This window comes from Dermacoccus sp. 147Ba, assembly GCF_004151355.1.
GTDB lineage: Bacteria > Actinomycetota > Actinomycetes > Actinomycetales > Dermatophilaceae > Dermacoccus > Dermacoccus abyssi.
In genome coordinates this window covers 403,570-427,837 of record NZ_SEHL01000001.1, presented here as the reverse complement: position 1 = coordinate 427,837, position 24,268 = coordinate 403,570, and the positions used below count along the sequence as shown (strand labels likewise).

The following is a 24,268-nucleotide window of genomic DNA, read 5'->3' as shown; positions in this document are numbered from 1 at the left end:
CTGAGCGCCGCGTTCGCTCACGGCGGATCGACCACGAGCGCACGACCCTCGTGACGACCCCCGCGAACACGGGCAAGTGTGTTGTTCAGCCCCTGATGAGGTCGAGCGCGCGCGCCAGATCCTCGGGGTACGGCGAGGTGAACGTCACGTGCTCACCGCTGCCTGGGTGCTCGAAACCGAGCTCGACGGCGTGCAGCCACTGGCGGTCCAGACGCAGGGTCTTGGCGAGCTTGGGGTCGCTGCCGTACAGCGGGTCGCCGACGCACGGGTGGTGCATCGCGGAGAAGTGCACGCGAATCTGGTGCGTGCGCCCCGTCTCGAGGTGAACCTCGAGCAGCGACGCCGAGCGGAAGGCCTCGAGAAGCTCGTAGTGGGTGACCGAAGCTCGGCCGGAGTTCATCACGGCAAACTTGTAGTCGTGGCCGGGGTGACGCCCGATCGGCGCGCTGATCGTGCCCTCGATCGGGTCCGGCAGCCCCTGAACGAGGGTGTGGTAGGTCTTGTCGACCGTGCGGTCGCGGAACGCCTGCTTGAGCAGCGTGTAGGCCCGCTCACTCTTGGCCACGACCATGAGGCCGCTCGTGCCCACGTCGAGGCGCTGGACGATGCCCTGACGCTCGGGCGCACCGGACGTCGAGATGCGGTAACCGGCGGCGGCGAGACCGCCCACGACGTCGGGTCCGTCCCAGCCGACGCTCGGGTGGGCTGCGACGCCCGCAGGCTTGTCGACGACGACGATCTCCGAGTCGTCGTGGACGATGCGCATTCCGGGGATCGCCTCGACGCGGGGCTTGGCCTCGCGAGGGCCGGTGCGCTCGGGCATCGTCACCTCGAGCCAGGAGCCGGCGCTCACACGCTCGGACTTGGCGACGACCTTGCCGTCGACGCTCACGGCGCCCTCGGCAGCCAGCTCCGCCGCCCGAGTCCGCGAGAACCCGAGCAGCCGGGCGATGGCCGCATCGACGCGTTCACCCTCGAGACCCTCGGGGACCGGAAGTGCCTTGACCTCGCTCATGCTGCGTCCTCGTTCCCGTCGTTCTCGGTTTCGCTCTCTCGATCACGGTCACGGATGCCGTCCAGGCCGACGCCGCGGAACGTCAGCACGACGACGAGGGCCGCAGCCGTGCAGATCGCGATGTCGGCCACGTTGAAGATCGGCCAGTTCGGCAGTTGGAGGAAGTCGACGACGTACCCCTTGCCGCCGCCCGGCGGACGGAAGAAGCGGTCGGTGAGGTTGCCCACCGCTCCCCCGACGATGAGACCGAAGGCGAGAGCCCAGCCCGTGCTGCGCAGCTTGCGCGCCGTGACGAGCACCGCGATGACGACGGCTACCGCGATCGCGGTGATGAAGATCGTCGAGTTCGTGCCGAGGCTGAAGGCAGCCCCCGGGTTGTGCGTGAGCTGGAATCGCAGGAACGACCCGATCACTTCACGCGGGCGCCCGTCGGCCAAGGCATCGAGCGCCCACGCCTTCGTCGCCTGGTCGATGCCGTAGGCCGCGGCTGCCGCCAGGCCGAGGACGGCGAGGTGCCTCGTGGACGCCCGGCGGGGCGTTCGAGGGTGGTCGGGTGTGGTCGCGGAACTCAGCGACGCTCCTGCTTCTGCTTGCATACAAGGCATAGGGTCGCACGCGGGAAGGCTTGAAGTCGAAGTTTGCCGATCGCGCCGCCGCACGATTCGCACACGCCGTAGGTGCCGTCGTCGATGCGGGCCAGGGCCTTCTCGTTCTGTTCGAGCACCTCGGCGGACTTGCGGGCAAGCGAGATCTCGTGGTCGCGCTCGAAGTTCGCGTTGCCCACGTCGGCCTCGTCGTCGCCGGCGCCGTCACCCGGGTTGCGCAGCAGCCCCTCGAGGTCGCTGGCCAGGCTCTCGAGTTCGGCTCGCACGCGCGCGACCTCAGCCTCGAGTTCCTCGCGCACCTCGGCCAGCTCAGCGTCGGTCCAGGGCTCTTCCTCGGCCTTCACGGCCAGATCCTGCGCCGAAGCCGCAGCGTCCTTGGTTGCCATCGTCTTCTCTTCCCCTTGGTGGTGGCTCGCCCGGCGCACGATGCTCCGAGCGAGCCTGATTAAGGTCAGAGGATAGGGCACAAGTTGAGGCGTCGTGCGTGATCCGCCGAAGAATTCGCCTAACCGACAAGTAATCCACCCCCGCGTGGGCAACAGGCCGTCACGCCCGTCGCTACCCGCGCGCCGAACAGGACGAGGGGCCCCGACACCGGGTGGTGTCGGGGCCCCTCGTCGCGAGATCACTGGCGCTTGTCGGCGGGCGACTGCGTTTCCTTCTCGTCGAGCTTGCGGAGCTGCTCGCTGAGGTAGCCCTTGAGGTTCGAGCGGTAGTCCGTCTCGAAGCCCTTGAGGCGGTCGATCTCGCCGGTGAGCGACGTGCGGCGGGTCTCGAGGTCGGCGAGGATGCCCTTACGGCGCTCCTCGGCCTCCGACACGAGGCTCGTCGACTTCTCGGTACCGGTGCGCACGAGGTCGTCGTGCTGCTTCTGGCCCTTGCTCACGAGGTCGTCGTACTGCTTCTGGCCCTTGCTGACCAGGTCGTCATGCTGCTTCTGGCCGGTCGTGACGAGCTCGTCGTGGCGCTTCTTGGCCGAGCTGAGGAGCTCTTCGCTCTTCGAGTTGGCCTCCCCGACGACCTTCTCGTGGTGGGCCTTCGCCTCGCTCAGCAGGCGGTCGCGCTCGTTCTCGCCGTCCTTGACGTGCTGGTCGTGCAGACGCTGGGCGAGGGCGAGGACGCCCGCGGCGTCGCCGGCACCCGCGTTTGCGCCGTTGTCGCTCGGGGCCGCCAAGGCGGCCGCGTCGCTCTGCTGCTGGTTCTTCGTCGAGCGCAGTTCGTTCTCGAGTTCACTGACCCGCTTGCGCGCCGCCTCGAGCTCGGACTGAGCCGTGGCCGCCTCACGACGAGCGGTCTCCGCAGCTTCCTTCGCCGCATCGCGCTCGCTCGTCAGGTCGCCGACCTGCTTGTTCAAGGCGTCCGAACCGGACCCGTCGTTCTTGACGGGCTGCTGTGACGTGGACGACGTCTCACGTGCCTTGGCGAGTTCGGCCTTCAGACGCTCGATCTCAGCCTTGTCCGCGTCGGACGAGCCCTGCCCCCCGGCAACCGGCGTGAGCGCCGGGACGGCTGCAGCACCGCGCGTAGCGGTCTGCCCGGCCATCGTGGCGTCGGATTCGGACCCGCCCTGCCCGCGACGGCAGTCGTCGAGCTTGTCGCTCAGGGTGTCGTTCTCAGCGTTCAGTCGGCGCAACTCGACGACGATCTCGTCGAGAAAGTCGTCGACCTGAATCTCGTCGTAACCGCTGCGCCCGAAGCCCTTGGGTTTCGAGAACTCCTTCTTCACGACGTCTTCTGGCGTCAGCGCCATGTGTTCACCTCAGTAACGCTCGAGCCACGGGCACGCCCTGTGGCTACGGATCATGCCCGGCACGGAAGCCGGGCAATCGACAATACTCCTACGCTCACCTTAGGAGATTCGCGGCCACTTGCACAGCCAGGGCCAGGATGATGAAGGCCAGATCGAGGGCGATGCCTCCCAAACGCAAGGGCGGAACCACCTTCCGGATGGCCTTCAGGGGCGGGTCCGTCAGCGTGTAGACGAACTCCGCGACGACGAGAACCGGTCCCTTCGGGCGCCATTCGCGCGCGAAGAGCTGGATCCAGTCGAAGACCAGTCGTGCGATGAGCACGACGAAGTACAGATCGAGCAACGTGGCCACGGAGTGGCGAACAACGTCCATGTTTCCTCCGCATGGTCATCGGGTCGATTGGGTCAACGTACGAGCAGGGCCGCGCCTTCCCGGTTCGGGAAGACGCGGCCCCACCGACGTCGGACGCCGGGTGTCAGCTCTGGTTGAACAGGCCTCGCGTCGCCTTGGCGACCTCGGGGCCGGAGGTCGAGACCTCGACGTTCTCCGGGGACAGGAGGAAGACCTTGCTCGTGACGCGCTCGATCGAGCCGTGCAGGCCGAAGACGAGGCCGGCGGCGAAGTCGACGAGTCGCTTGGCGTCCGTGTCGTCCATGTCCGAGAGGTTCATGATGACCGGAACGTTGTCGCGGAAGGCCTCGCCGATCTCCTTCGCCTCGTTGTAGGTGCGAGGGTGGATCGTCGTGATGCGGCTCATGCTCGAGGCCTCCATGTCCGGGATGTCGTGGTGGGCCACCTCGGGCCGCAGCGGCGTGACCTCGGCGGGAGTGCGACGCTCGTACGCCTCGTACGTCTCCGGGTCACGCTCGTCGTAGGCGGCGTCGTACTCGTCGCCATAGGCGTCGACGTTCCGGGCTGCATGAGGGTCGGTGTCGGACAGGCCGAGGTATTCCATCGTCTTGCGCAGTGCGCCACTCATAACTTCTTGCTCCTTGGTCCGCCCTGGCCCCTGCGGAAGGGCACCACGTGCTCGTCGGTGTCGCGTTCGAAGTTACCTGGCAGCAGGGCGTGAACCGAGTATTGCGCTACCGACACGCAGGTGTGTCGCGCCGATTTTCACCGCGGCCTCCAGATCGCCCGACATCCCCGCCGACAACACGCGCGCCGCGGGGTGGTCTGCGAGGAAGCTCTCGCGCAGGGCGGCAAGCCGCTCGAAAGCGCGCTCAGGCTCCTCGCCGCGCGGGGCAACGGCCATGAGGCCGCTCAACGTCAACCCTGACGCCTGAGCCACCTCGTCGGCCAGAGCGGCGAGCTCAGCGGGCGCCACGCCCCCACGTCCTTGCGAGTTCTCCTCGAGATCAACCTGGAGGAGAACCTCGAGCGGCGTGTCGCGCTCCGCACCCGCAGCGTCGAGCAGCGGGACGAGCTTGGGCCGGTCGAGGGACTGCACGACGTCGACGAGCGAGGCGACGCGCTTGGCCTTCTTGCTCTGCAACTGGCCGATGAAGTGCCGGGTCGGAGCCTTGAGAAGATCGGGGCGCTCTTCACGCAGCGAGTCGACCTTCTCGTGCAGTTCCTGCTCGCGGCTCTCCCCGACGTCGGTGACGCCCAACTCGGCGAGCGCGACGAGATCCGAGACCGGGAAGAACTTCGTCACCACGACAAGGGTCGGCTCTTCGTCGCGCCCCGCATCCCGGGTGGCCGACGTGATGCGCTCACGCACCTGCTCGAGCCGGGTGGCGAGTTCCGCCCGACGCTCGTCGTCAACCTCGATCACGCCGCCTCCGATCCTTCTCGGCGGACGATGACACCGGCGAAGCGGCCTGTCCGTCCGTCACGGCGGTAGGAGAAGAGCCGCTCGTCCTCGACGGTGCACCCGGCGATCCACTCGAACGGCACGTCGAGCTCGGCGAGTTGTGACGCCACACCGGAGGCGACGTCGATGGCCGGGGTGCCCCAGCGCGTGATCGCGGCGCTCGTGGGGTACTGCGTCCGAGCACCGTCGTACATCTCGTGCGGCACCTCGTAACAGCGTCCGCACACGGACGGGCCGAGCGTGGCGCGCACCGATGTGGCCCCCAGGTCACGCATGGCAGCAACAGCCGCGGGCACGACGCCCGCGAGCATGCCGGGGCGCCCGGCATGAGCAACGCCGAGCACACCTGCCTCGGCATCTTCGAGGAGAACCGGGACGCAGTCCGCCACCATGACCGCGAGCGCGAGATCCGACGAGTTGGTGACCATGGCATCAACGTCGTGGACCTGCCCGAGCGAATCGGGTGTCACCTCGACGACATCGCGTCCGTGGACCTGGTTCATCCAGGCGATGGGAACGCCCCCGAGTTCCGCGGACAGGAGGTCACGGTTCGCGCGAACGTGCGCTTCATCGTCACCGACGTGAAGGCCGAGGTTCAACGCCGAGAACGGCGCCTCGCTGACTCCCGAGAGGGAGTCGGTGAAGCACCGTTCCAGGTTGCCTTGCGGCAGGTCACGCCGGTCGTGCCAGTAGAACATCGACCGGGGCCTTTCTCACTTGAGGAAGTCGGGGACGTCCAGGTCGTCACGGTCCTCGAAGGTGACCTCCTTGGGAGGACGCGCGACCTGCTGCTGACCCTGCGTCTGGGTGCCCGCCGCGGAGCTGCCCTGACGCTGCTCGGAGCCGGACTGACGCGAGTCGTCCTGACCGGCCTCCTGGCCGTGCTGCTGACGCGCCGGCGGAGCCGACACGCGCGTCGGGCCCGACGTCGTACCCGGCACCGTGGCCGGCTGGATCGTCTGGGGGGCCGCCGGCTGCTGCGTCTGCTGAGCCGGGGCCGCGGACGGCGCCTGCGTCATCGACGACTGCTGCTGACGCTGAGCGCCGCCACCGGCGTTGCCACCGGAGCGCTGCGACTCGTCCGAGCGCTTCTGCGGAGCGCCGCCGTCGAAGCCCGCCGCGATGACGGTGACGCGGACCTCGTCGCCGAGGGCGTCGTCGATGACGGCACCGAAGATGATGTTGGCCTCCGGGTGGGCGGCCTCCTGCACGAGGCGCGCGGCCTCGTTGATCTCGAACAGACCGAGGTCGGAGCCACCCTGGACCGACAGGAGCACACCGTGCGCACCGTCGATGCTCGCCTCGAGCAGCGGGCTGGAGATCGCGAGCTCCGCGGCCTGGACCGCACGGTCCTCGCCGCGAGCCGAACCGATGCCCATGAGGGCCGAACCGGCGCCTTGCATGACGGACTTGACGTCGGCGAAGTCGAGGTTGATCAGACCCGGCGTCGTGATGAGGTCGGTGATGCCCTGAACACCCGAGAGGAGAACCTGGTCGGCCGAACGGAACGCGTCGAGCATCGACACGGCGCGGTCGGAGATCGACAGGAGGCGATCGTTCGGGATGACGATGAGGGTGTCGACCTCTTCGCGCAGCGCGTTGATGCCGAGCTCGGCCTGGTTGGCGCGGCGACGGCCCTCGAACGTGAACGGACGCGTGACGACACCGATGGTCAGCGCACCGAGGCCCTTGGCGATCTTCGCGACGACGGGGGCGCCACCGGTACCGGTACCGCCACCCTCACCCGCAGTGACGAAGACCATGTCGGCGCCCTTGAGGACCTCTTCGATCTCCTCGGCGTGGTCCTCGGCGGCCTTGCGGCCGACCTCCGGGTCGGCGCCGGCGCCCAGACCGCGCGTGAGCTCGCGGCCCACGTCGAGCTTCACGTCTGCATCGCTCATGAGCAGCGCCTGGGCGTCGGTGTTGATCGCGATGAACTCGACTCCCTTGAGCCCGACTTCGATCATCCGGTTGATGGCGTTGACGCCACCGCCGCCGATACCGACGACCTTGATGACGGCCAGGTAGTTCTGGGGAGTTGCCACGGGGAGGGGCCTTTCGAACGCGGGTGCGGGTATGCGAACTCGATGCTACGCGAACCGTCGACCACTTGGCGAACACTTCAACATCCCGTTGAACGTTACCCGCGGATTCCGGGTTCGCCCGCGCACGACAACGCGATCCGCCGCCGTGGCCCACTCCCCCGGACATTCGTGATGAAAACACCCTCGTTCCCCGTCACGACGGGGAAAGAGGGTCTCATCATCAAGTTGAGGGTTAGCGCCGCTCCAGGCTCTCGAGGATGCGTGGGCCGAGGTGCGTGATGTCACCGGCTCCGACCGTCACGACGAGGTCGCCCGAGCGAACTTCCTCCAGAAGCACGGCGAGCGCATCGTCGGCCGTCGGCGTGAACGTCGCGACACCCGACGTCATCGCATCGGTGATGAGGCGACCCGAGACACCCTCGACCGGCTGCTCACGAGCCCCGTACACGTCGAGGACGAGAGCACGGTCGGCACCGTCGAGCGCCTCCGCGAGACCGAGAGCGGCGTTCTGCGTCCGCGAGTACAGGTGCGGTTGGAACACGACGAAGAGCCGGCCCGACTCCTTAAGGGCGTCAGCGGTGCGCACGAGCGCTTCGAGCTTGCCGGGATTGTGGGCATAATCGTCGACGACCCGCACGCCCGCGGCCTCGCCGCGGGGCTCGAAGCGGCGCGACGTTCCGCGGAAGGCACTGAGCGAGTGCGCCGCGCGCTCGGCATCGATGCCCAGCCCCTCGACGAGGGCCGTGAGGACGCCGGTGGCGTTGAGGACGTTGTGTGCGCCGGGCACCTCGAGAGCAAGATCGACCTCCCGCCCGCCGGGAAGTGCCACACGAGCACCCCAGGCGAATCCGGCACCGTGTTCACTCACGATGCGCACATCCGCGTCGTCGCTACGCCCGTACGTGAGCACGCGCGCTCCCGCCTCGCGACGCTCGTCCGCCAGCGCGCGGCTGCCGTCGTCGTCGGCGCAGGCCACGAGAAGACCGTCGGTCGCGATGGTTGCCGCGAAGATCTCGTACGCCTTCGCGAGGTTCGCGGACGTGCCGTAGAAGTCGAGGTGATCGTCCTTGATGTTCGTCACGATCGCGACGTCCGGGTGATAGACGACGAAGGAACCATCGCTCTCGTCGGCCTCGACGACGAACACGTCGCCCTCCCCCGGTGCCGCGTTGACGCCGAGGCCGGCCACGTTGGCGCCGATTGCGAACGACGGCTTCTCCCCCAGCGCGGTGAGCGCTGCGGTGGCCATGCCACTCGTCGTCGTCTTGCCGTTCGCGCCGGCGACGGCGAGACCGCGGCGGCCCTGCATGAGCATGGCCAGACCCTGCGAACGGTGGAGGACACGCAGGCCGCGGCGGCGCACCTCGACGAGTTCGGGGTTCAATTCGTTGATCGCGCTCGAGACGACGACCACGGCGCCGTCCGGCACCTCGGCGAGGTTCGCTGCCGCGTACCCGACAGCGATACGAGCACCCTGGGCACTCAGGTCGTCGAGCACCGGGAGCTCCACGTTGTCGGATCCGCTGAGCTGCACACCATCAGCCAGGAAGAGCCTCGCAACGCCGGACATACCTGAGCCGCCCACGGCGATCATGTGCACGTGCGGGACGTCGGCGAGGTTGGGCAGGGACTCGGAGAAGTCGAACCTCTCGTTCACACCGTTGCCCATGCTCATGCCCCCTTCGACGTCGAGGCGGCGTCCTCAACGAGGTCGACGAGCTTGCCCGCGGCATCGGCGTGGCCCTGACCGGCGGCTGCGCGGCGCATTGCCGCGAGGCGCTCCTCGTCACGCACGAGCGGCACGAGGTTCTCGTCGATCCAGGCCGGCGTGAAGTCGTCGTTGTCGGCGACGATGCCACCGCCGGCCGCCACGACGTCGCGGCTGTTCAGCTTCTGCTCTCCGTTGCCGATGGGAAGCGGCACGTAGACGGCGGGCAGGCCGACCGTCGTCAGTTCGCTCACCATGCCGGCGCCGCTGCGCGTCACGACGAGATCGGCGACGCTGTAGGCGAGATCCATGCGGTCGACGTACTCGACGACGACGTAACGGGCACCGCCCGTCTGTTCGGGAACCTCGAAGCCCTTGCCCCGTCCGGTGACGTGGAGGATCTGGATGCCGGCGCCGGTGAGCTGCTCGACACGAGCGCGGAAGGCCTCGTTGAGGCTCACTGCACCGAGCGAGCCACCGGTGACGAGCACGGTCGGGCGGCCCGGCTCGAGGCCGAAGTGCTCGAGACCCTCCGCACGCAACATGGCCGGCTTGATCTCGGTGATCTCTCGGCGCAGCGGCATACCGACGACCTCGGCGTCCTTCATCGGCGTCGAGGGGAAGGTTACCGCGACGTGCTCGGCCCAGCGCGCGCCGAGCTTGTTCGCCAGGCCCGGGCGGGCGTTCTGCTCGTGGATGACGAAGGGCACGCCGGCCTTGCGAGCCGCGAGGTACATCGGTGTCGAGACGTACCCGCCGAACCCGACGATCACCTGTGGGCGGTGCGTCTCGACGAGACGATCGGCCTCGCGCAGTGCGCCACGAAAGGCGGCCGGGAAGCGAAGGGCTGCGCCGTTCGGACGGCGCGGGAAGGCCACCTTCGGCACGAACGCGAGGGCGAATCCACGTTCGGGCACGAGGCGTTCCTCGAGCCCACCCGGCGAGCCGACAGCCGTGACGACCGCATCGGGGTGACGGCGGGTGATCTCCTCCGCGGTGGCCAACAACGGAGACACGTGACCGGCGGTGCCACCACCGGCGAGCAGAACGCGATCGAGGGTGGTCATGAGCGACCCTTTCGGTTGGGCAGGACCGCCATCGTGCGGCGGACGAGACGGGGCTTGGCGCGCAGGGCTTCGGCAGCCCGTGGTTCGCGGCGTGCGAACGACAGAAGGATCCCGATGCCCACGAGCGTCATGACGAGAGCGGAACCACCGGCGCTGACGAGGGGCAACGGCACACCCACGATCGGCAGGAGGCCGAGAACGGAGCCGATGTTGACGACGGCCTGGAAGCAGATCCACATCATGATGCCTGCGGTGGCGACGCGCACGAACATGTCGGTGGACTGCGCGATGAGGCGGTAGCAGGCGTACGCGAAGACGAGGTAGAGCGCGAGGACGGCGAGCGTGCCAGGCAGGCCCAGCTCCTCGCCGATGATCGCGAAGATGAAGTCGTTGTGCGCCTCCGGCAGCCAGCCCCACTTCTCGCGCGAGGCGCCGGGGCCGAGGCCCCACAGGCCACCGTCGGCCAGAGCCCAGGAGCCGTGGATCTTCTGGTAGCAGGCAGCGACATCGATGTCGCTCGGAGCGTCACAGCCACCGAGCCACGCACCGATGCGCGAGGTGCGGTTACCGCTCGTCATGACCGCGACGGGAAGGAGCACCGCGATACCCAGGCCCAGCCAGGCGAACCAGGATCCCTTGGCACCCGCGGCCCACAGCATCCCCAGGTAGATGACGGCGAAGACCATCGTCGTGCCGAGGTCGCGCCCGACCATGACGAGACCGGCGAGCAGACCTGCGAACCAGAACGTCGGCAACACCGACTTCTTGAAGTCGTACAGCTGAGCCCGACGGTTGTCGAGGATGACGGCGACGACGAGGATCATGGCGATCTTGCCGATCTCCGACGGTTGGATTCGCAGCCCACCGACCTGAAGCCAGTTCCGGTTGCCCAGGACCTCGACTCCGACGCCGGGAATCATCACGGCGGCCTGCATCGCTGCGGCGAGCAGGAAGAAGATGCCGGCGACCTTCTTGAGGAACGGTGTCGGCAGCCTACTGAACACCGCCGCAGCCACGAGGCCGATGACGGCGAACATCAACTGGTTGGTGAACTGCGAGAAAACCGATCCACCGCGCATGTACGACTGGACACTCGAGGCGGACAGCACCATGACGAGGCCCAGCACGACGAGCACCGACGTGGAGCCGAGCAGCAGGTAGTACGTCGCGAGAGGCGACTCGAGCCAGCCCAGTCGCCGTCGCAGTCGCTCACCCCACACGTCCTGTGAGGTCTCCTCACGCCAGGGTGTGCGGGTCGTCATGCGTCAGCGCCACCCAGGGATTCGACGATGCGGGTGAACGCTTCACCGCGCGCACCGTAGGAGGCGTACATGTCCAACGAAGCTGCAGCAGGGGCAAGCAGAACGGTGTCCCCCGACTGCGCCATGCCTCGCGCGTGTTCGAGCGCCTGCGTCATCGCGGCCTCGGGTTCGCTCTCCTCGACGATCTCCACGGGAACGTCGGGGGCGTGCTCGGCAAGAGCACGCGCGATGGCGTCCCGGTCACGTCCCATGAGCACAGCCCCGCGAAGACGCGTCGCGTTGTCGCGGACCAGTTCGCTCACATCGGCGCCCTTGAGCAGGCCGCCAGCGATCCAGACGACAGGTTCGTACGCCGTCAGCGACGCGGCCGCGGCCGGCGGGTTGGTGGCCTTGGAGTCGTTGACGTACCGCACGCCGTCGAGCGTCGCGACGAGCGCCATACGGTGCGGCTGCGGCGAGTAGTCCATGAGCCCCTTGCGCACGGCGGCGGGTGAGACGCCGTAACTACGGGCGAGCGCCGCTGCGGCCAGTGCGTCGGCGACGTAGTGCGGCGCCGCAGCGTTCGGGCCGAGATCACGCAGTACGGCCAGTTCCGCCGCGCTCGTGCGGCGTTCCTCGACGAAGGCGCGGTCGGCGAGCACGTCCTCGACGATTCCGACCATCGACGGAGCCGGTGTGCCGAGAGTGAAGCCGATGGCACGACAGCCCTCGACGACCTCGGCCTCCTCGAGGAGCGCCTCCGTCGTCGGGTCGTCGACGTTGTAGACGCAGGCAGCCTGGGTGCGCTCGAAAACGCGTCCCTTCTGCCGGCGGTACTCCTCGAACGAGCCGTGCCAGTCGACGTGGTCGGGCGCGACGTTGAGCAGGCACGACGCGAACGGCGAGACGCTGCGCGACCAGTGCAACTGGAACGTCGACAGTTCGACGGCGATGACGTCGAACGGCTGCGGATCGAGGATGGCCTCCATGATCGGCATGCCGACGTTGCCCGCGGCCACAGCGCGCAGACCTTGGGCCTGCAGGATCGACTCCAGCATCGTGACGGCGGTCGTCTTGCCGTTCGTCCCCGTGATGGTGATCCACGGGGCCGCGCCCTCACGCGGGCGCATGCGCCACGCGAGCTCGACCTCCCCCCAGACGGGGATGCCGCGATCCGCGGCGTCCGTCATGAGCGGATCGGTGGGAGGGACGCCGGGCGAGGTGACGACGAGCTGCGTGCCCTGGGGCGCACTCGTCATGTGCTCCGCACCGAACGCGATCTCGGCGCCGAGCATCTCGAGGATCTGGGCCCGTTCGGCCATGACGTCGGTCTTGTCGCGAGAGACGACGCGCACGTTCGCCCCTCGTTCGAGCAGCGCATCGGCGGCGGCGAAGCCACTGACGCCGAGTCCGACGACGAGGACCGAGAGGCCGGACCAGTCGGCGTCACGATGCGTCAGATCACGCTCGCCCCCGAACGGTTCGTAGCTCGGGTCGAGCGGCCACAGCTCGTTGTCGGTCACTGGTTGACGTTCCATTCCGCGTAGAAGATTCCGAGGCCGAAGGCCACGCACAGGCCGGCGATGATCCAGAAGCGGATGACGACGGTGATCTCGTTCCAGCCCACCATCTCGAAGTGGTGGTGCAACGGCGCCATCCGGAAGATGCGTTTGCGGCGCAATTTGAACGACCCGACCTGAAGGATGACCGAGAGGGTTTCGAGGACGAACAGACCCGCCAGGATGACGACGAGGAACTCGGTGCGCGTCGTGATGGCCAGGCCGGCGAGTGCGCCACCGAGGGCGAGCGAGCCGGTGTCACCCATGAAGATCTTGGCCGGTGTCGCGTTCCACCACAGGAAGCCGAAACAGGCACCCATGAGGGCTGCGGCGACGACGGCGAGGTCGTGGGGATCACGCACGTCGTAACACTTGGCCGCGTTGGAGGCGAGGCCGTTCTGGCAGTTCTGGTTGAACTGCCAGATCGCGATGAGCACGTACGCGCCGAACACCATGACGCTGGCGCCGGTGGCCAGACCGTCCAGCCCGTCCGTGAGGTTGACGCCGTTCGACGTCCCTGCGATGAGCAGGTTCGCCCAGATGACGAACAGAATGAGACTGACGACCGTGCCGCCGAGGGCGAGCGAGACGTTCGAGTCGCGCGCGAAGGAGATGTTGTAGCTGGCGGGGGTGAGGCCGGCGTCGTTGCGGAACTGAAGGGCCAACACCGCGAAGATGACCGCCACGAGCGTCTGGCCGAGCAGCTTCTGCACGGACGTCAGACCCAGAGATCGCTGCTTGGTGATCTTGATCGCGTCGTCCGCAAAACCGACGAGCCCGAGGCCCGTCATGAGGAACAGCACGAGCATGCCGCTGGCCGTCACGGGCGTCATGGTGACGAGGTGGGCCGTTCCGTAGGCGAGAAGGCTCGCGGCGATGATGACCGCTCCACCCATCGTCGGCGTTCCACGCTTCGTGTGGTGCGTCGTGGGGCCGTCGTCACGAATGAACTGGCCGTACCCCTTGCGCACCAGGAACTTGATGAACATGGGGGTGCCGAAAAGCCCGACGACGAGCGACACGATGGCCGCGATGAGGACGCCCTTCATGCGGTCACCTCCGTTGCGGGAAACGCGGACGTTCCGGCTTCCTCGACCAACCTATCGCCCAGCAGACGCAAACCCGAGTCACGACTCGACTTCAGCAGCAGGATGCGGCCCGCGCTCAGATCGCGCACGAGTGCGTCGTGCGCCGCGTCCGCGTTCTCGACCTCGTGGACGCGCTCGGCCGCCATTCCGGCCTCACGTGCCCCGACGGCGATGGGCGCGGCACCCGCGCCGACGACGTAGACCTCGTCAATCCCGAGGGCCGCGATCTCGCGACCAACACCGGCGTGTTCGTCGAAGGAGCTATCCCCCAGCTCACGCATCTCGCCGAGCACGGCGATGCTGTGACGCTCGCGTCCCATGTGGGCCAGCGAGCGCATTGCGGCACGCATCGAGTCGGGGTTGGCGTTGTAGGCGTCGTTGACGAGCGTGATGTCGCCCGGCAGTTCGTGAACCTCCATGCGCCAGCGAGAGGTCGCTCCGGCGGCGGCCAGCGCCTCCACCACGGTGTCGAGATCGAGCCCCAGGCTGACAGCCGCTGCAATGACGCTGAGCGAGTTGCCGACCTGGTGCTCACCAAACACGGCAAGGCGCACACGCGCCGTACCGGCCGGGCACGTGAGGTCGTAAAAGGCGCGACCGGAGGTGTCGACCTCGACGTTCGTCGCGCGGTAGTCGGCGTCCTCTCCGAGACCGACGAGGACCACCGTGGCCTTCGTCCGTGAGGCCATGGCGCGCACGCGTTCGTCGTCGACGTTGAGCACGGCGAAACCGTCCTCGGGCAGGGCTTCGACGAGTTCACCCTTGGTCTGCGCAATCGCGTCGACGGAGCCGAACTCACCCATGTGCGCTTTGCCGACGTTGAGGACGATGCCCACCTTGGGCGGGGCGATCTTCGTCAGGTACTCGATGTGACCGACGCCGGAGGCACCCATCTCCGCCACGAGGTAACGGCTGTTCGAACCGAGCCGGCACACCGTGAGGGGAACACCGACCTCCGAGTTGAGCGAGCCGTGGGGTGCCACCGTCGGGCCGAAAAGGGCAAGGACGGCCCCGAGGAGATCCTTGGTCGAGGTCTTGCCGGACGACCCCGTGATGCCCACGATCTCGAGGTCGGCAATCGCATCCACGACGCCGCGTGCCAGTTTGGCGAAGGCAAGCTCCGAGTTCTCGACGACGACGGTCGGCAGGATGTCGACAGCACGCTCACCGAGCACGCCGACGGCACCGGCGTCCCGTGCGGCCGGGGCGTAATCGTGCCCGTCCGCGTGCTCACCGACGCGAGCCACGTACAGGCTGCCCGGCACGCACTCGCGGGAGTCCGTGACGACGCATGCGCTCACCGTGGCGTCGGCACCGACGAGGTGACCTCCGGTGATGCGTGCGATCTCGTCGAGCGAAAATTCGATCACTTGGACGTCGACTCCTCTGAGCGGTATTTGATCGGGAACGGAAGCTTGTCGCTCTTGTTCGGCGGTATTTTACGCTGGCGCAGCGCCTCGGCCATCACCTTGGAAAACACGGGGGCCGCTAGGTCACCACCGAACGTTCCCGCCTGCGGACGCTGCAGCGTCACCGACACGATGAGCTGCGGATCCTTGGCCGGCGCCATACCGATGAAACCTGCGGTCACACCGTCGTAGCCACCCTTCACCGAGTCGTAGCGCTCGGCCGTCGACGTCTTGCCGGCGACGTCGTAGCCCGGGACGGCCGCCTTCGGCGCGCTGCCGTCCTTCGTCACGACACCCTGCATCATGCCGACGAGTTCCTTCGAGGTCTTCGCGCTGAAAACGCGCGTCGACTTCCGATCGTCCGTGTAGGGCTGCATCGCACCGTCGCCGCCTTGAACCTCGGAGACGAGCTTGAGCGGCTCACGCACTCCACCGTTGGCGATCGCCTGGAACAGCCCGACCTGCTGCACAGCGCTGCTCGCGAGCCCCTGACCGAACATGATCGTGTACCAGGTGTCGCCCTTCCAGGTCGAGACCTTCGGCACGATGCCCGTGGACTCGCCGGGGAAACCGATCCCGGTGGCCTCCCCGAGCCCGAACTTCTTCATGTAGGTGTACAGCTTTTCCTTGGGCAGCTTCTCCCCCGCGAGGATCGTGCCGATGTTCGAGGACTGCGCGATGACACCGGCAAGCGTCAGGTACTCGGTGGGGTGTGGGTGCGAGTCGTGGAAAGGACGTCCCGCGCGTTTCAGACTCGGCGGCACCTCGACATGCGACTTCGGCGTCATGATGCCTTCTTCGAGGACGGCGCCGGCAGTCACCATCTTCTGCGTGGAGCCGGGCTCGAAGGTGTCCGTGAAGGCACGGTTCTGCAGGTTCTCGGACTTGGCCGTCGACATGTCATTGTTGTCGAAGCTCGGATAGCTCGCCGCCACGAGAATGTTGCCCGCCTTGTCCGCGACGACGATCTCGCCCGAGACCGCCTTCGACGCCTTCACCTGTGCGGCGAGTTCGTTCTGCGCGAACCACTGCAGGTCGCTGTCGATCGTCAGCTTGGCACCACGGCCCGCAACCGGCTTGCGGTCGAGGTTCTCACCCGTCGCGATCTCGGAGCCGTTGCGTGCACGCTCGACCTGGTGCAGGCCGGCCTTGCCCTGCAAGGTCGTGTTGAGCATCTGCTCGATACCGCCACCGGGCACGTCCTGTGCGTTGACCGAACCGAGCAACGGAGCGAGGGCCGTGCCTTGCGGGTACTCGCGCTTCTGCACCTGCTCGGACGTGATTCCGGGCAAGTCGAGCGCCCGGATCTGGCTCCACTGAGCGGGGCTGATGTCCTTGGCGAGGTAGACGAACCGACTGTCGCGGGCATCGGCGCGCTCGAACGTGGCCCGGATCTCGGCTGCGTCTCCCCCGAGGATGCGAGCCAATTCCTGCGAGACGCCGTCGATGCCCTTGGGCTTGCCGTTGGTCGAGCGCTCCCGGAACGACTTCGCGGCCACCGGGTCACCGGCGACGTCGCGACGCTCCACGCTGCGTGCGAGCACCGTCCCGGCGGAATCCGTGATCTCACCACGGGCTGCGGGGACCTTCGATGTCGTCAGACGGTTGTTGGTGGCCTTCTGCGCGATCTCGTCCGCCTGGATCCACTGAACCTTGACGAGCTGCCAGGTGAACAACGACAGGATGATGGCGAAGACGGCCAGCATCGTGCGGGTACGACGACGGGGGTGACCGACGGCGCGCAGACGCGCCTCGGCCGGTCGCGACATACGCACCGGACGCGCCTTCGAGGGCGCCGGCCTGCGACGTTGTTCCACGGATTCCCCTCGTCGCGGACGAAAGCTCTTGCTCTTACTTCCCGGTCGTGCTCGTGGCGTCGGACTTCGCGTCGCTGCCCTTCGCCTTGGCGTCCTTGGACTTGGCCTGCTTGGCCTTCGCATCCGCCTCAGCCTTCGCCTTGGCGGCGTCGGCCTTGGCCTTCGCGTCCGCCGCGGCCTTCGCCTTGGCCACCGGATCCGTGATGTGCAGTCCGATGGTGCCGCTGTCGAGCACGTCGGCCGCCGCCTTGCTCGCGGGGGTCGTCGACAGCGTGTTCACACTAAGACGCTGACCTGCCTGGCCCGAAGTCGCCACGCCGACCTGCTTGCCCGTGGTGCGGTTCACGTAGCGCACCTGCTCGGCCCGGACCATGCCGTACTCCTCGGCCTTCACCGCAAGGTGCTCGGGTGCCGAGACCGCGGAGATCTCGCTGTCGAGACCCTGCTGACGGTCATCGAGCGTCGCGACATCACTGCGCAGCTTGTTGAGCGTGAAGGACTGCTCCGCGCGCATCGTGTTGAGCAGGAGCAACGACAGCGCCGAAACGAACGCGAAGACGAAGACGAGCGCCATGAAACCCGAGACCGGACGCTTGCCCGCGACGGTCTCCGTCCGGGCACGCACCGGACGAATGGCCGCCGCGCGAGACGCGGGCGCCGGGCGCCTCGTCGTGCGTGCCGGTCGGGAACTCGCGCGCGTGGAACGGGGTGCGCGGGAGGGGGCGGCCAGTTGGCTCATGACTGGCTTCCTTTCGGTCGGGTACGACGGATGGCACGGAGTTTCACCGAGGCGGAACGCGAGTTGTGCTCCAGTTCGGTTGCTGAGGGAGTCGAGGCGCCACGCAGGAGCAGCTCGAACTCGGGAAGGTGCTCGGGCAGCTCCACCGGAAGCCCTGCCGGTGCGGTGGAACGGCACGCCCGAGCGAAGGCCTGCTTGGTGATGCGGTCTTCGAGGGAGTGGAACGACAGGACGGCGAGTCGACCGTCGACGGCGAGGGTGTCGAGCGCGGTGTCGACCGTGTTCTCCCAGCCACGCAGTTCGTCGTTGACCTCGATGCGCAAAGCCTGGAAGGTGCGCTTGGCGGGGTGACCGCTCTGACGCTGCGAGGCAGACGGAATGACGGAGCGGAGCATCTCGACGAGCCGCGCGGAGGTGGTCCACGCCTGCTTCTCGCGTTCCTTGACGACGGCGTGGGCGATCTTGCGCGCATAGCGTTCCTCGCCGTAGACGCGCAGGATGCGCTCGAGCTCGTCCTGCGAGTAGGTGTTGAGGACGTCGGCCGCCGTCTGCCCCGCGCTCGACTGGTCCATCCTCATGTCGAGGGGCGCGTCAGCGCGGTAGGAGAAGCCTCGCTCGAGTTCGTCGAGCTGGAAACTGGAGACGCCGAGGTCGAAGAGCATCGCGTCGGCCGGCCCGTCGAGGACGTCTGCGAGCTCCGTGTTGACGGCGTGAACGCCGCGGAAGCGCTCACCGAAGCGAGCCAGACGCTCGCCAGCGAGTTCAAGGGCCTGCGCGTCACGGTCGATTCCGACGACCCTTGCCTCGGGGAAGCGTTCGAGGACGGCTTCGGCGTGGCCACCCATCCCGAGCGTGCCGTCGACGTACAGAGCTCCCGGACGCTCGAGGGCCGGGGCGAGAACGTCGAGAATCTCGGCGAGCATGACGGGAACGTGACGATCGGCGGCGGGCGCGAACTCGTCTCGCATGTTCACTCCCTCAGTGCTCGGGTCGTGGGACGTCGGTCCTCGTGCGTGGTGGTCGGGCCGCTGCGACTCTGCGTCCAGGGCCCCCGCCGCTACGCTCCGGCACCGGGGAAGGTGTGCCGGAAAGCAGCGGCCGGAGACCTGGACGCAGAGGGCTACAGCAGCCCCGGAACGACCTCTTCCGCCTGGTCGGCGAACGGCTGTTCCGCGCCGGCGAGGTAGTCGTTCCACGCCTGCGTGTCCCAGATCTCAATGCGGTTACCCGCACCGATCACCGTGCATTCCTTCGACAGACCTGCGTAGTCACGAAGCAGCTGCGGGATCGTCACGCGTCCTTGCTTGTCGGGGATCTCGTCGGAGGCCCCCGAGAGCAGGACGCGCTGATAATCACGCACCGCACGCGAGGTGACAGGCGTCGTGTTCATCGCCGTGGCGATGCGCTCGAACTCGGCCATCGGAAAGACGTAGAGGCAGCGTTCCTGTCCTCGAGTCATGACCAGCCCGCCGGCGAGACGTTCGCGGAACTTCGCCGGAAGGAACATGCGGCCCTTGTCGTCGAGTCGAGGCGAATGGGTACCCAGAAACACGGCTGGGCACCTCCCGTCACCGACACGTCGATCCGATGCCCCCCACTCTACTCCACTTCACCCCACAAAGTCTCCCCCCTTGCCCGGAATCAACCGGCGAGTTGGCGAAGCGCCCCAGTGATTGCAAGGAAATTCACGGGTGGAGTGCGGTGGAGGAAAATCGTGCGCCAGACCCTGCAGAAGCTTGCCCCACGACGCTCCACGGCGAATGGACCGCACGGACTTCCGCGGGATTCCGCGATATTCCGCCAAGGACGAAGCGCGCTCCACAGCGGACTCACGCCTCGTGGGGCGAAGTGGGGAGCGCGGTGAAGGACGGGGTGGAGCAGGGTGGAGTGGCGTGGGAAGGCTCACCTTCGACCATCCCCACGTGCCTGTGCAGGACAGGGTGCCGCCGTATTTGGCAAGATCGGTTTGCATGGACACCTCGTCACGCGATCACGGCTACCCCGCCCCCGCTTCCCGCCGCCGCTCGGGCGTCGACGTCATCGCGACGGCTGACGCTGTGCGACGCAACGTCGAGCAGGTCATCGAGGGCAAGCCGGACGTCGTCCGGGTGGCCACGACGGTGCTCTTCGCCGGCGGGCACCTGCTCGTCGAGGACGTGCCCGGCGTCGGCAAGACGGTGCTGGCCAAAGCCCTGGCCCGTTCTGTCGACGCATCCTTGCGCCGCATCCAGTTCACGCCCGACCTGCTTCCGAGCGACATCACCGGCGTGACGATCTACGACCAGACGAGCGGCGAGTTCCGTTTCCGTCCCGGCGGGGTCTTCGCCAACGTGGTCATCGGCGACGAGATCAACCGCGCGTCCCCCAAGACGCAGGCTGCGCTGCTCGAGGCCATGGAAGAACACCAAGTGACGATCGACGGCACGACGCGTGCGCTGCCCGACCCGTTCATGGTCGTCGCCACGCAGAACCCCGTCGAGATGGACGGAACCTTCCCGCTGCCCGAGGCGCAGCGAGACCGGTTCATGGCGCAGGTGAGCATGGGCTACCCCTCACCCCGGGCCGAGTTCGACATGCTCGAGCACCACGGTGTCACCGATCCCCTCAGCGTTCTGCGTCCGGTGACGAGCGCCGCCGAGATCGCCGCCTGCGTGGGTGCGATCTCCCGTCTTCACACGAGTGACGCACTGCGGCAGTACGTCGTCGATGTCGTCTCCGCCACGCGCGAGCACCCGAGCGTCCGCCTCGGCGCCAGCCCGCGTGCGTCCCTGCAGCTGCTGCGCGCCGCGCGCGCCCACGCCGCACTCGCCGGCCGCGACCACGTCATCCCCGAAGACGTCACCGCGATGGCACCGGCCGTGCTCGGCCACCGCGTGCTTCTGCGCCGCGGCCGCAACGACCTCAGCGCAGGCGAGGTCGTCGCCGACGTCATCGCCGGCGTGCGCGTGCCGACACAGCGCGCCTCCCGGTGAAGTCGCTGCCGCGCCCCACCCGCCGAGGTTTGCTCGTCCTCGTGGCGGGGGCACTCCTCGTCGTCGTGGGGGCGGCCTCAGGCTTCACCGATGTGGTGCGTGCAGGCATCTTCGTCCTGGTGCTGGCGCTGCTGGCCTTCCTCATCGCCGTCGCCGCTCGGACCGGTCGGGTCGACGTGACCCGTCACGGCCCCCCGGAGCGCCTCAGCGTCGGTGACGAGGGGCAGATCACGCTCGGCGTGAAGGCCCGGCGTGCGGGATGGATCGAGACGACGCTCGAGGAGCCACACACGTTCACCCGCGACGGCGTGGCGAGGTGGCCCCTTTCGCAGGTTCAAGGGGGTCGGGCGGCCTACGACGTCACCGCACGTCACCGTGGCTCCTTCACGAGTGGACCGGCGCGACTCGTCGCGTCCGATCCCTTCGGCCTCTTCGAGACGTCGCTCGAGCAGGGCCGTGCCTCGACCTGGCTCGTGCGCGCCCATACGGTGAGTCTCGAGACGCCGCAAACCGTCGCTCAGGGTGACGGCGACGACACCGTCATCTCCGCTCACGCGACCCACGCCGGGCGACCCGGCGCCAGCATCCGCGAGTACGTCCAGGGCGACGACCTGCGCACCGTGCACTGGCCCGCCACGGCGCACCGGGGCGAGCTCATGGTGCGTCAGTTCGACCCGCCGGCCCAGCCCCGCATCCATGTGGTCGTGCTCGGCAACGTGCCACGACCCGGTACCAACGAGTCGTGGGAGTGGCTGATCAGCGCAGCGGCCTCGGTATGCACCGAGCTCGAGAACCACAACCTCGCAACCCTTGCGACCGTCGGCGAGCGCGAGTACGACAACCATGACGACATCCTCGACGCCCTGGCTCGCGCCGGTGAGAGTCTGCCCGACCGTTTGACCATCGAGGAGAGCCCCACCTTGCTCTTCCTGCACACAAGCGCCGATCACTTCCCCGCGGCCCCACACCACTCCCCGGCGTTCGCCTGGGTGGGCGGCGCGAGCGCGGAGCACGGCGCGAACGAACTGACCCGGTTGGGTTGGGACGCCGTCGCCATCTCCCCCTACGACTCCATCGCCGAGTCCCTGTACCCCGCGATGTCCGGAGGTGATCTTCGATGAAGAGTCGTCAACTCCCCTCCGACGTCGCCCTCCTGCTCCTGGCTCTGGCCGCGAGTTGGCCGCTGGTGGAACTGACGAGCAGCTCTGCCCTCGTGGGGCCCGCACTCGCCGTCGTCGCTCTCGTGTGGTTCGTCGGTGCTCTGTGCCGCTTCACACACCGCGCACCGGCTTTCATCGTGACGGCACAGCTCGTCGCACTCGCCGTCGCCACCCTGGGAGTCTTCGTCGCCAAGGGAGGGTCACTCACTGCGGCGTCCGTGAAGGCAACGGCCGCCTCTGCCCAGGAAGCGGCGAACACCTCCGTCGCTCCGTTGCCGGCGATGCTCGGCGTCCTCGTCATGCTGGCTCTCGCCGCGGGTCTCGTCACGCTCGTCGTCGACTACGTGGGCGGCACCGCACGTATGCCCATGCTCACGGTCCTTCCGGTGGCGGCGCCCTTCATCCTGGCCACCACCGCACTCGGTGACACCCTTCGCGCGCGCTACTTCGTCGCGGCGGCGATCGCCTGGGCCCTCGTCGTCCTGGCAGCGTCCTTCGCCGAAGGCTCGAGCTTGCGCACCGGCCTCATGCGCTCCCTGCCGGTGTTCGCCGCCATGACGGCGGTTGCCGTACTCACGGCTCTCGTCCTGGCCCCCTCAGTGCCACAGCGAGCCACCCCCGCGCTCGCCGAGGGCGGTGCACAGGGCGTCAACAACTCGGTCGACTTCTCCGAGACGCTCGACCTCAGCAAGAGCCTGAACTCTCGCAACGCCGCGCCCGTGCTCACCTACACGACCCAGGCAACCACTCCTGCGCCGTTGCGTGCCACGACGAGCTCTTCCTACGCTGACGGCGTCTGGCGCGCCGAGTCGTCGGGCCCGTTCACCGATGCCCGTCCCAACACCGAGTTGCCGAACCCCGGCGCCGAGGATTCGATGCCGGCGCGCACGGAACGCATGTCCGTGACCCTCAACGGCATGCGACCGCCGTTCGTCGCGGCGCCCGCTCAGCTGCGTGCGGCCAACTTCGGTTCCGCGAACCCGACCTTCCGTGTCGGCACGAACAACGGTGTGCCGTTCCTGTCGCAGCCCGCGCCGGCCTACTCGGTGCTCTACCGCGAGTACACGGCGGCCGCACGACCCACGAGCAACGAGCGCGCGGGAGTCGGTGGCAGTGTCACGGCGAAGGATCTCGACACCGCAACGCTCCCGGAGGCGGCGAAGCAGCGCATCACTCGGCTCAATCAGGCCTCCGGGGCCGCCGACGCGGGAACACCGTTCGAGCAGGCCGTCGCGCTGCAGCGCTATCTGCGTACCGACCCGTCGTTCACGTACTCGCTCAAGTTGGCCCCGACCCGTTCGGAGAACGGTCGCGAGCTCGATCCGCTGTCGAACTTCCTGGAGACGCGACGGGGCTACTGCACTCAGTTCGCGACGGCCATGGTCATGGGAGCGCGGCAGATGGGGCTGCCCGCGCGTGTGGCCATCGGCTTCCTGCCCGGCACGGAGCGCAGCGGCACGTACGAGGTGCGAGCTGCGGACGCCCACGCCTGGGCGGAGGTCTACTTCCCCGGTATGGGGTGGACGCGCTTCGACCCGACGCCCGGCCTGCGTTCGGGTGCGCCGCCGCCCTACGCGCCGGACACCCCCACCGGCGACTCGTCGGCGTCCTCGTCCTCTAGTGCGCCCACGAGCTCGACGAGCACGTCCTCGTCCACCTCGAGCGTGCGCCCGTCGAGCGAGACGAGCACCTCGTCGAGCACGACCCAGCCGGCCGAGCCCGACTCGGACTCCTTCCCTTGGGCCCGCCTGCTCGCGGTGCTGGGGGGTCTTGCCCTGGTCGCGCTGCTCGCGTCGGTCCTGCCCCTGGCGGGTCGACGTAAGCGGCAGGAGGTCACCCGTACGGCATCGACGGATCGCGAACGTGACGAGGGAGCGTGGCACGCCATGCTCTGGTCGCTGCGCGATCTCGGTTACACGACGCCGGAGGGCTTGTCGCCACGAGCCACCGCAGAGGCGTTCACCCGGGACAACCCGGAGTCGGGCACCACGGTGCGTGAGGCCCTCGAGCGAGCGTGTTCAGGTATGGAAGCCTCGCGCTACGCGCCGACGACGGGCCGGTCCCAGGCGTCAGCGTGTGACCGGGTGGTCCGGGCTGCACGGGACGAAGCATCGTGGGGTGCGCGGGTGAAGGCCCTCCTCGTCCCTGCCTCGGGTCGCGCCTACCTCACGGCACTCGGCCGCCGGAACCGCACCTGACGCCACACGAGATGACCCCGGCTCTCCCCTGACGGGTGGAGCCGGGTTCGTCCGTTCTCGCGCCGATCCTCCGTCCGA

Annotated in this window: 22 protein-coding genes; 3 read left to right on the top strand and 19 right to left on the bottom strand. The window is 68.1% G+C overall.

What is annotated here, in order from left to right; translation table 11 throughout:
• Positions 1-85: 85 nt before the first annotated feature.
• The 19 genes from EVU97_RS01925 to mraZ all read right to left on the bottom strand — a co-directional run bounded on the left by EVU97_RS01925 (position 86) and on the right by mraZ (position 19,412).
• Positions 86-1,015: an RluA family pseudouridine synthase gene (locus EVU97_RS01925; RefSeq protein ID WP_047311447.1), complete on the bottom strand. Its 930-nt coding sequence runs from the start codon at positions 1,013-1,015 to the stop codon at positions 86-88.
• A complete protein-coding gene (gene lspA, locus EVU97_RS01920; protein WP_205744836.1) occupies positions 1,012-1,611 on the bottom strand; it encodes a signal peptidase II in 600 nt (199 codons plus the stop codon). Before lspA ends, EVU97_RS01925 begins: the two co-directional genes overlap by 4 nt.
• Positions 1,584-2,006 (bottom strand): TraR/DksA family transcriptional regulator, encoded by a 423-nt coding sequence (locus EVU97_RS01915; protein ID WP_129663036.1) that lies wholly within the window; start codon positions 2,004-2,006, stop codon positions 1,584-1,586. The genes lspA and EVU97_RS01915 overlap by 28 nt, the downstream gene beginning before the upstream one ends.
• Before the next feature lie 239 nt (positions 2,007-2,245).
• The gene (locus EVU97_RS01910) at positions 2,246-3,370 is read right to left on the bottom strand and encodes a DivIVA domain-containing protein (protein ID WP_129663034.1); all 1,125 of its coding nucleotides are present in this window, start codon (positions 3,368-3,370) and stop codon (positions 2,246-2,248) included.
• Between the two features lie 94 nt (positions 3,371-3,464).
• Positions 3,465-3,743 (bottom strand): YggT family protein, encoded by a 279-nt coding sequence (locus EVU97_RS01905; RefSeq protein WP_118913123.1) that lies wholly within the window; start codon positions 3,741-3,743, stop codon positions 3,465-3,467.
• Between the two features lie 103 nt (positions 3,744-3,846).
• Entirely contained in the window at positions 3,847-4,350 is a 504-nt protein-coding gene (locus tag EVU97_RS01900) for a cell division protein SepF (RefSeq protein WP_118913122.1), read from the bottom strand.
• Between the two features lie 72 nt (positions 4,351-4,422).
• Positions 4,423-5,148: a YggS family pyridoxal phosphate-dependent enzyme gene (locus EVU97_RS01895; protein ID WP_205744835.1), complete on the bottom strand. Its 726-nt coding sequence runs from the start codon at positions 5,146-5,148 to the stop codon at positions 4,423-4,425.
• The gene (gene pgeF, locus EVU97_RS01890) at positions 5,145-5,885 is read right to left on the bottom strand and encodes a peptidoglycan editing factor PgeF (RefSeq protein WP_129663030.1); all 741 of its coding nucleotides are present in this window, start codon (positions 5,883-5,885) and stop codon (positions 5,145-5,147) included. Before pgeF ends, EVU97_RS01895 begins: the two co-directional genes overlap by 4 nt.
• 15 nt (positions 5,886-5,900) lie before the next feature.
• Complete coding sequence (gene ftsZ, locus EVU97_RS01885; protein ID WP_129663028.1) at positions 5,901-7,232, bottom strand: cell division protein FtsZ; 1,332 nt, start codon at positions 7,230-7,232, stop codon at positions 5,901-5,903.
• Between the two features lie 232 nt (positions 7,233-7,464).
• Positions 7,465-8,907: a UDP-N-acetylmuramate--L-alanine ligase gene (gene murC / locus EVU97_RS01880; RefSeq protein WP_227484668.1), complete on the bottom strand. Its 1,443-nt coding sequence runs from the start codon at positions 8,905-8,907 to the stop codon at positions 7,465-7,467.
• Complete coding sequence (gene murG, locus EVU97_RS01875; RefSeq protein ID WP_129663026.1) at positions 8,904-10,007, bottom strand: undecaprenyldiphospho-muramoylpentapeptide beta-N-acetylglucosaminyltransferase; 1,104 nt, start codon at positions 10,005-10,007, stop codon at positions 8,904-8,906. Before murG ends, murC begins: the two co-directional genes overlap by 4 nt.
• A complete protein-coding gene (ftsW, locus tag EVU97_RS01870) occupies positions 10,004-11,269 on the bottom strand; it encodes a putative lipid II flippase FtsW (RefSeq protein WP_129663024.1) in 1,266 nt (421 codons plus the stop codon). Before ftsW ends, murG begins: the two co-directional genes overlap by 4 nt.
• The gene (gene murD / locus EVU97_RS01865; RefSeq protein WP_370448507.1) at positions 11,266-12,771 is read right to left on the bottom strand and encodes a UDP-N-acetylmuramoyl-L-alanine--D-glutamate ligase; all 1,506 of its coding nucleotides are present in this window, start codon (positions 12,769-12,771) and stop codon (positions 11,266-11,268) included. Before murD ends, ftsW begins: the two co-directional genes overlap by 4 nt.
• A complete protein-coding gene (gene mraY, locus EVU97_RS01860) occupies positions 12,768-13,856 on the bottom strand; it encodes a phospho-N-acetylmuramoyl-pentapeptide-transferase (RefSeq protein ID WP_129663020.1) in 1,089 nt (362 codons plus the stop codon). The genes murD and mraY overlap by 4 nt, the downstream gene beginning before the upstream one ends.
• The gene (gene murF / locus EVU97_RS01855; protein ID WP_129663018.1) at positions 13,853-15,265 is read right to left on the bottom strand and encodes a UDP-N-acetylmuramoyl-tripeptide--D-alanyl-D-alanine ligase; all 1,413 of its coding nucleotides are present in this window, start codon (positions 15,263-15,265) and stop codon (positions 13,853-13,855) included. The genes mraY and murF overlap by 4 nt, the downstream gene beginning before the upstream one ends.
• Positions 15,262-17,073, bottom strand: a complete 1,812-nt coding sequence (locus EVU97_RS01850) for a penicillin-binding protein 2 (protein ID WP_240730099.1) — start codon at positions 17,071-17,073, stop codon at positions 15,262-15,264. The genes murF and EVU97_RS01850 overlap by 4 nt, the downstream gene beginning before the upstream one ends.
• Before the next feature lie 82 nt (positions 17,074-17,155).
• A complete protein-coding gene (locus tag EVU97_RS15085; RefSeq protein ID WP_205744834.1) occupies positions 17,156-17,860 on the bottom strand; it encodes a hypothetical protein in 705 nt (234 codons plus the stop codon).
• On the bottom strand, positions 17,857-18,828 hold the full coding sequence (gene rsmH / locus EVU97_RS01840) for a 16S rRNA (cytosine(1402)-N(4))-methyltransferase RsmH (RefSeq protein WP_240730089.1): 972 nt from the start codon (positions 18,826-18,828) through the stop codon (positions 17,857-17,859). The genes EVU97_RS15085 and rsmH overlap by 4 nt, the downstream gene beginning before the upstream one ends.
• Before the next feature lie 152 nt (positions 18,829-18,980).
• Positions 18,981-19,412 (bottom strand): division/cell wall cluster transcriptional repressor MraZ, encoded by a 432-nt coding sequence (gene mraZ / locus EVU97_RS01835; protein ID WP_118913114.1) that lies wholly within the window; start codon positions 19,410-19,412, stop codon positions 18,981-18,983.
• Between the two features lie 418 nt (positions 19,413-19,830).
• Between mraZ and EVU97_RS01830 the strand changes: the two genes are divergently transcribed.
• Genes EVU97_RS01830 through EVU97_RS01820 form a run of 3 tightly spaced genes read left to right on the top strand, consistent with a single transcriptional unit; the run spans position 19,831 to position 24,190 of the window.
• Positions 19,831-20,832: a MoxR family ATPase gene (locus EVU97_RS01830; protein WP_129663014.1), complete on the top strand. Its 1,002-nt coding sequence runs from the start codon at positions 19,831-19,833 to the stop codon at positions 20,830-20,832.
• 41 nt (positions 20,833-20,873) lie between these two features.
• Complete coding sequence (locus EVU97_RS01825; protein WP_165357836.1) at positions 20,874-21,953, top strand: DUF58 domain-containing protein; 1,080 nt, start codon at positions 20,874-20,876, stop codon at positions 21,951-21,953.
• Entirely contained in the window at positions 21,950-24,190 is a 2,241-nt protein-coding gene (locus tag EVU97_RS01820) for a DUF3488 and transglutaminase-like domain-containing protein (protein ID WP_129663010.1), read from the top strand. Before EVU97_RS01825 ends, EVU97_RS01820 begins: the two co-directional genes overlap by 4 nt.
• Positions 24,191-24,268 lie beyond the last annotated feature (78 nt).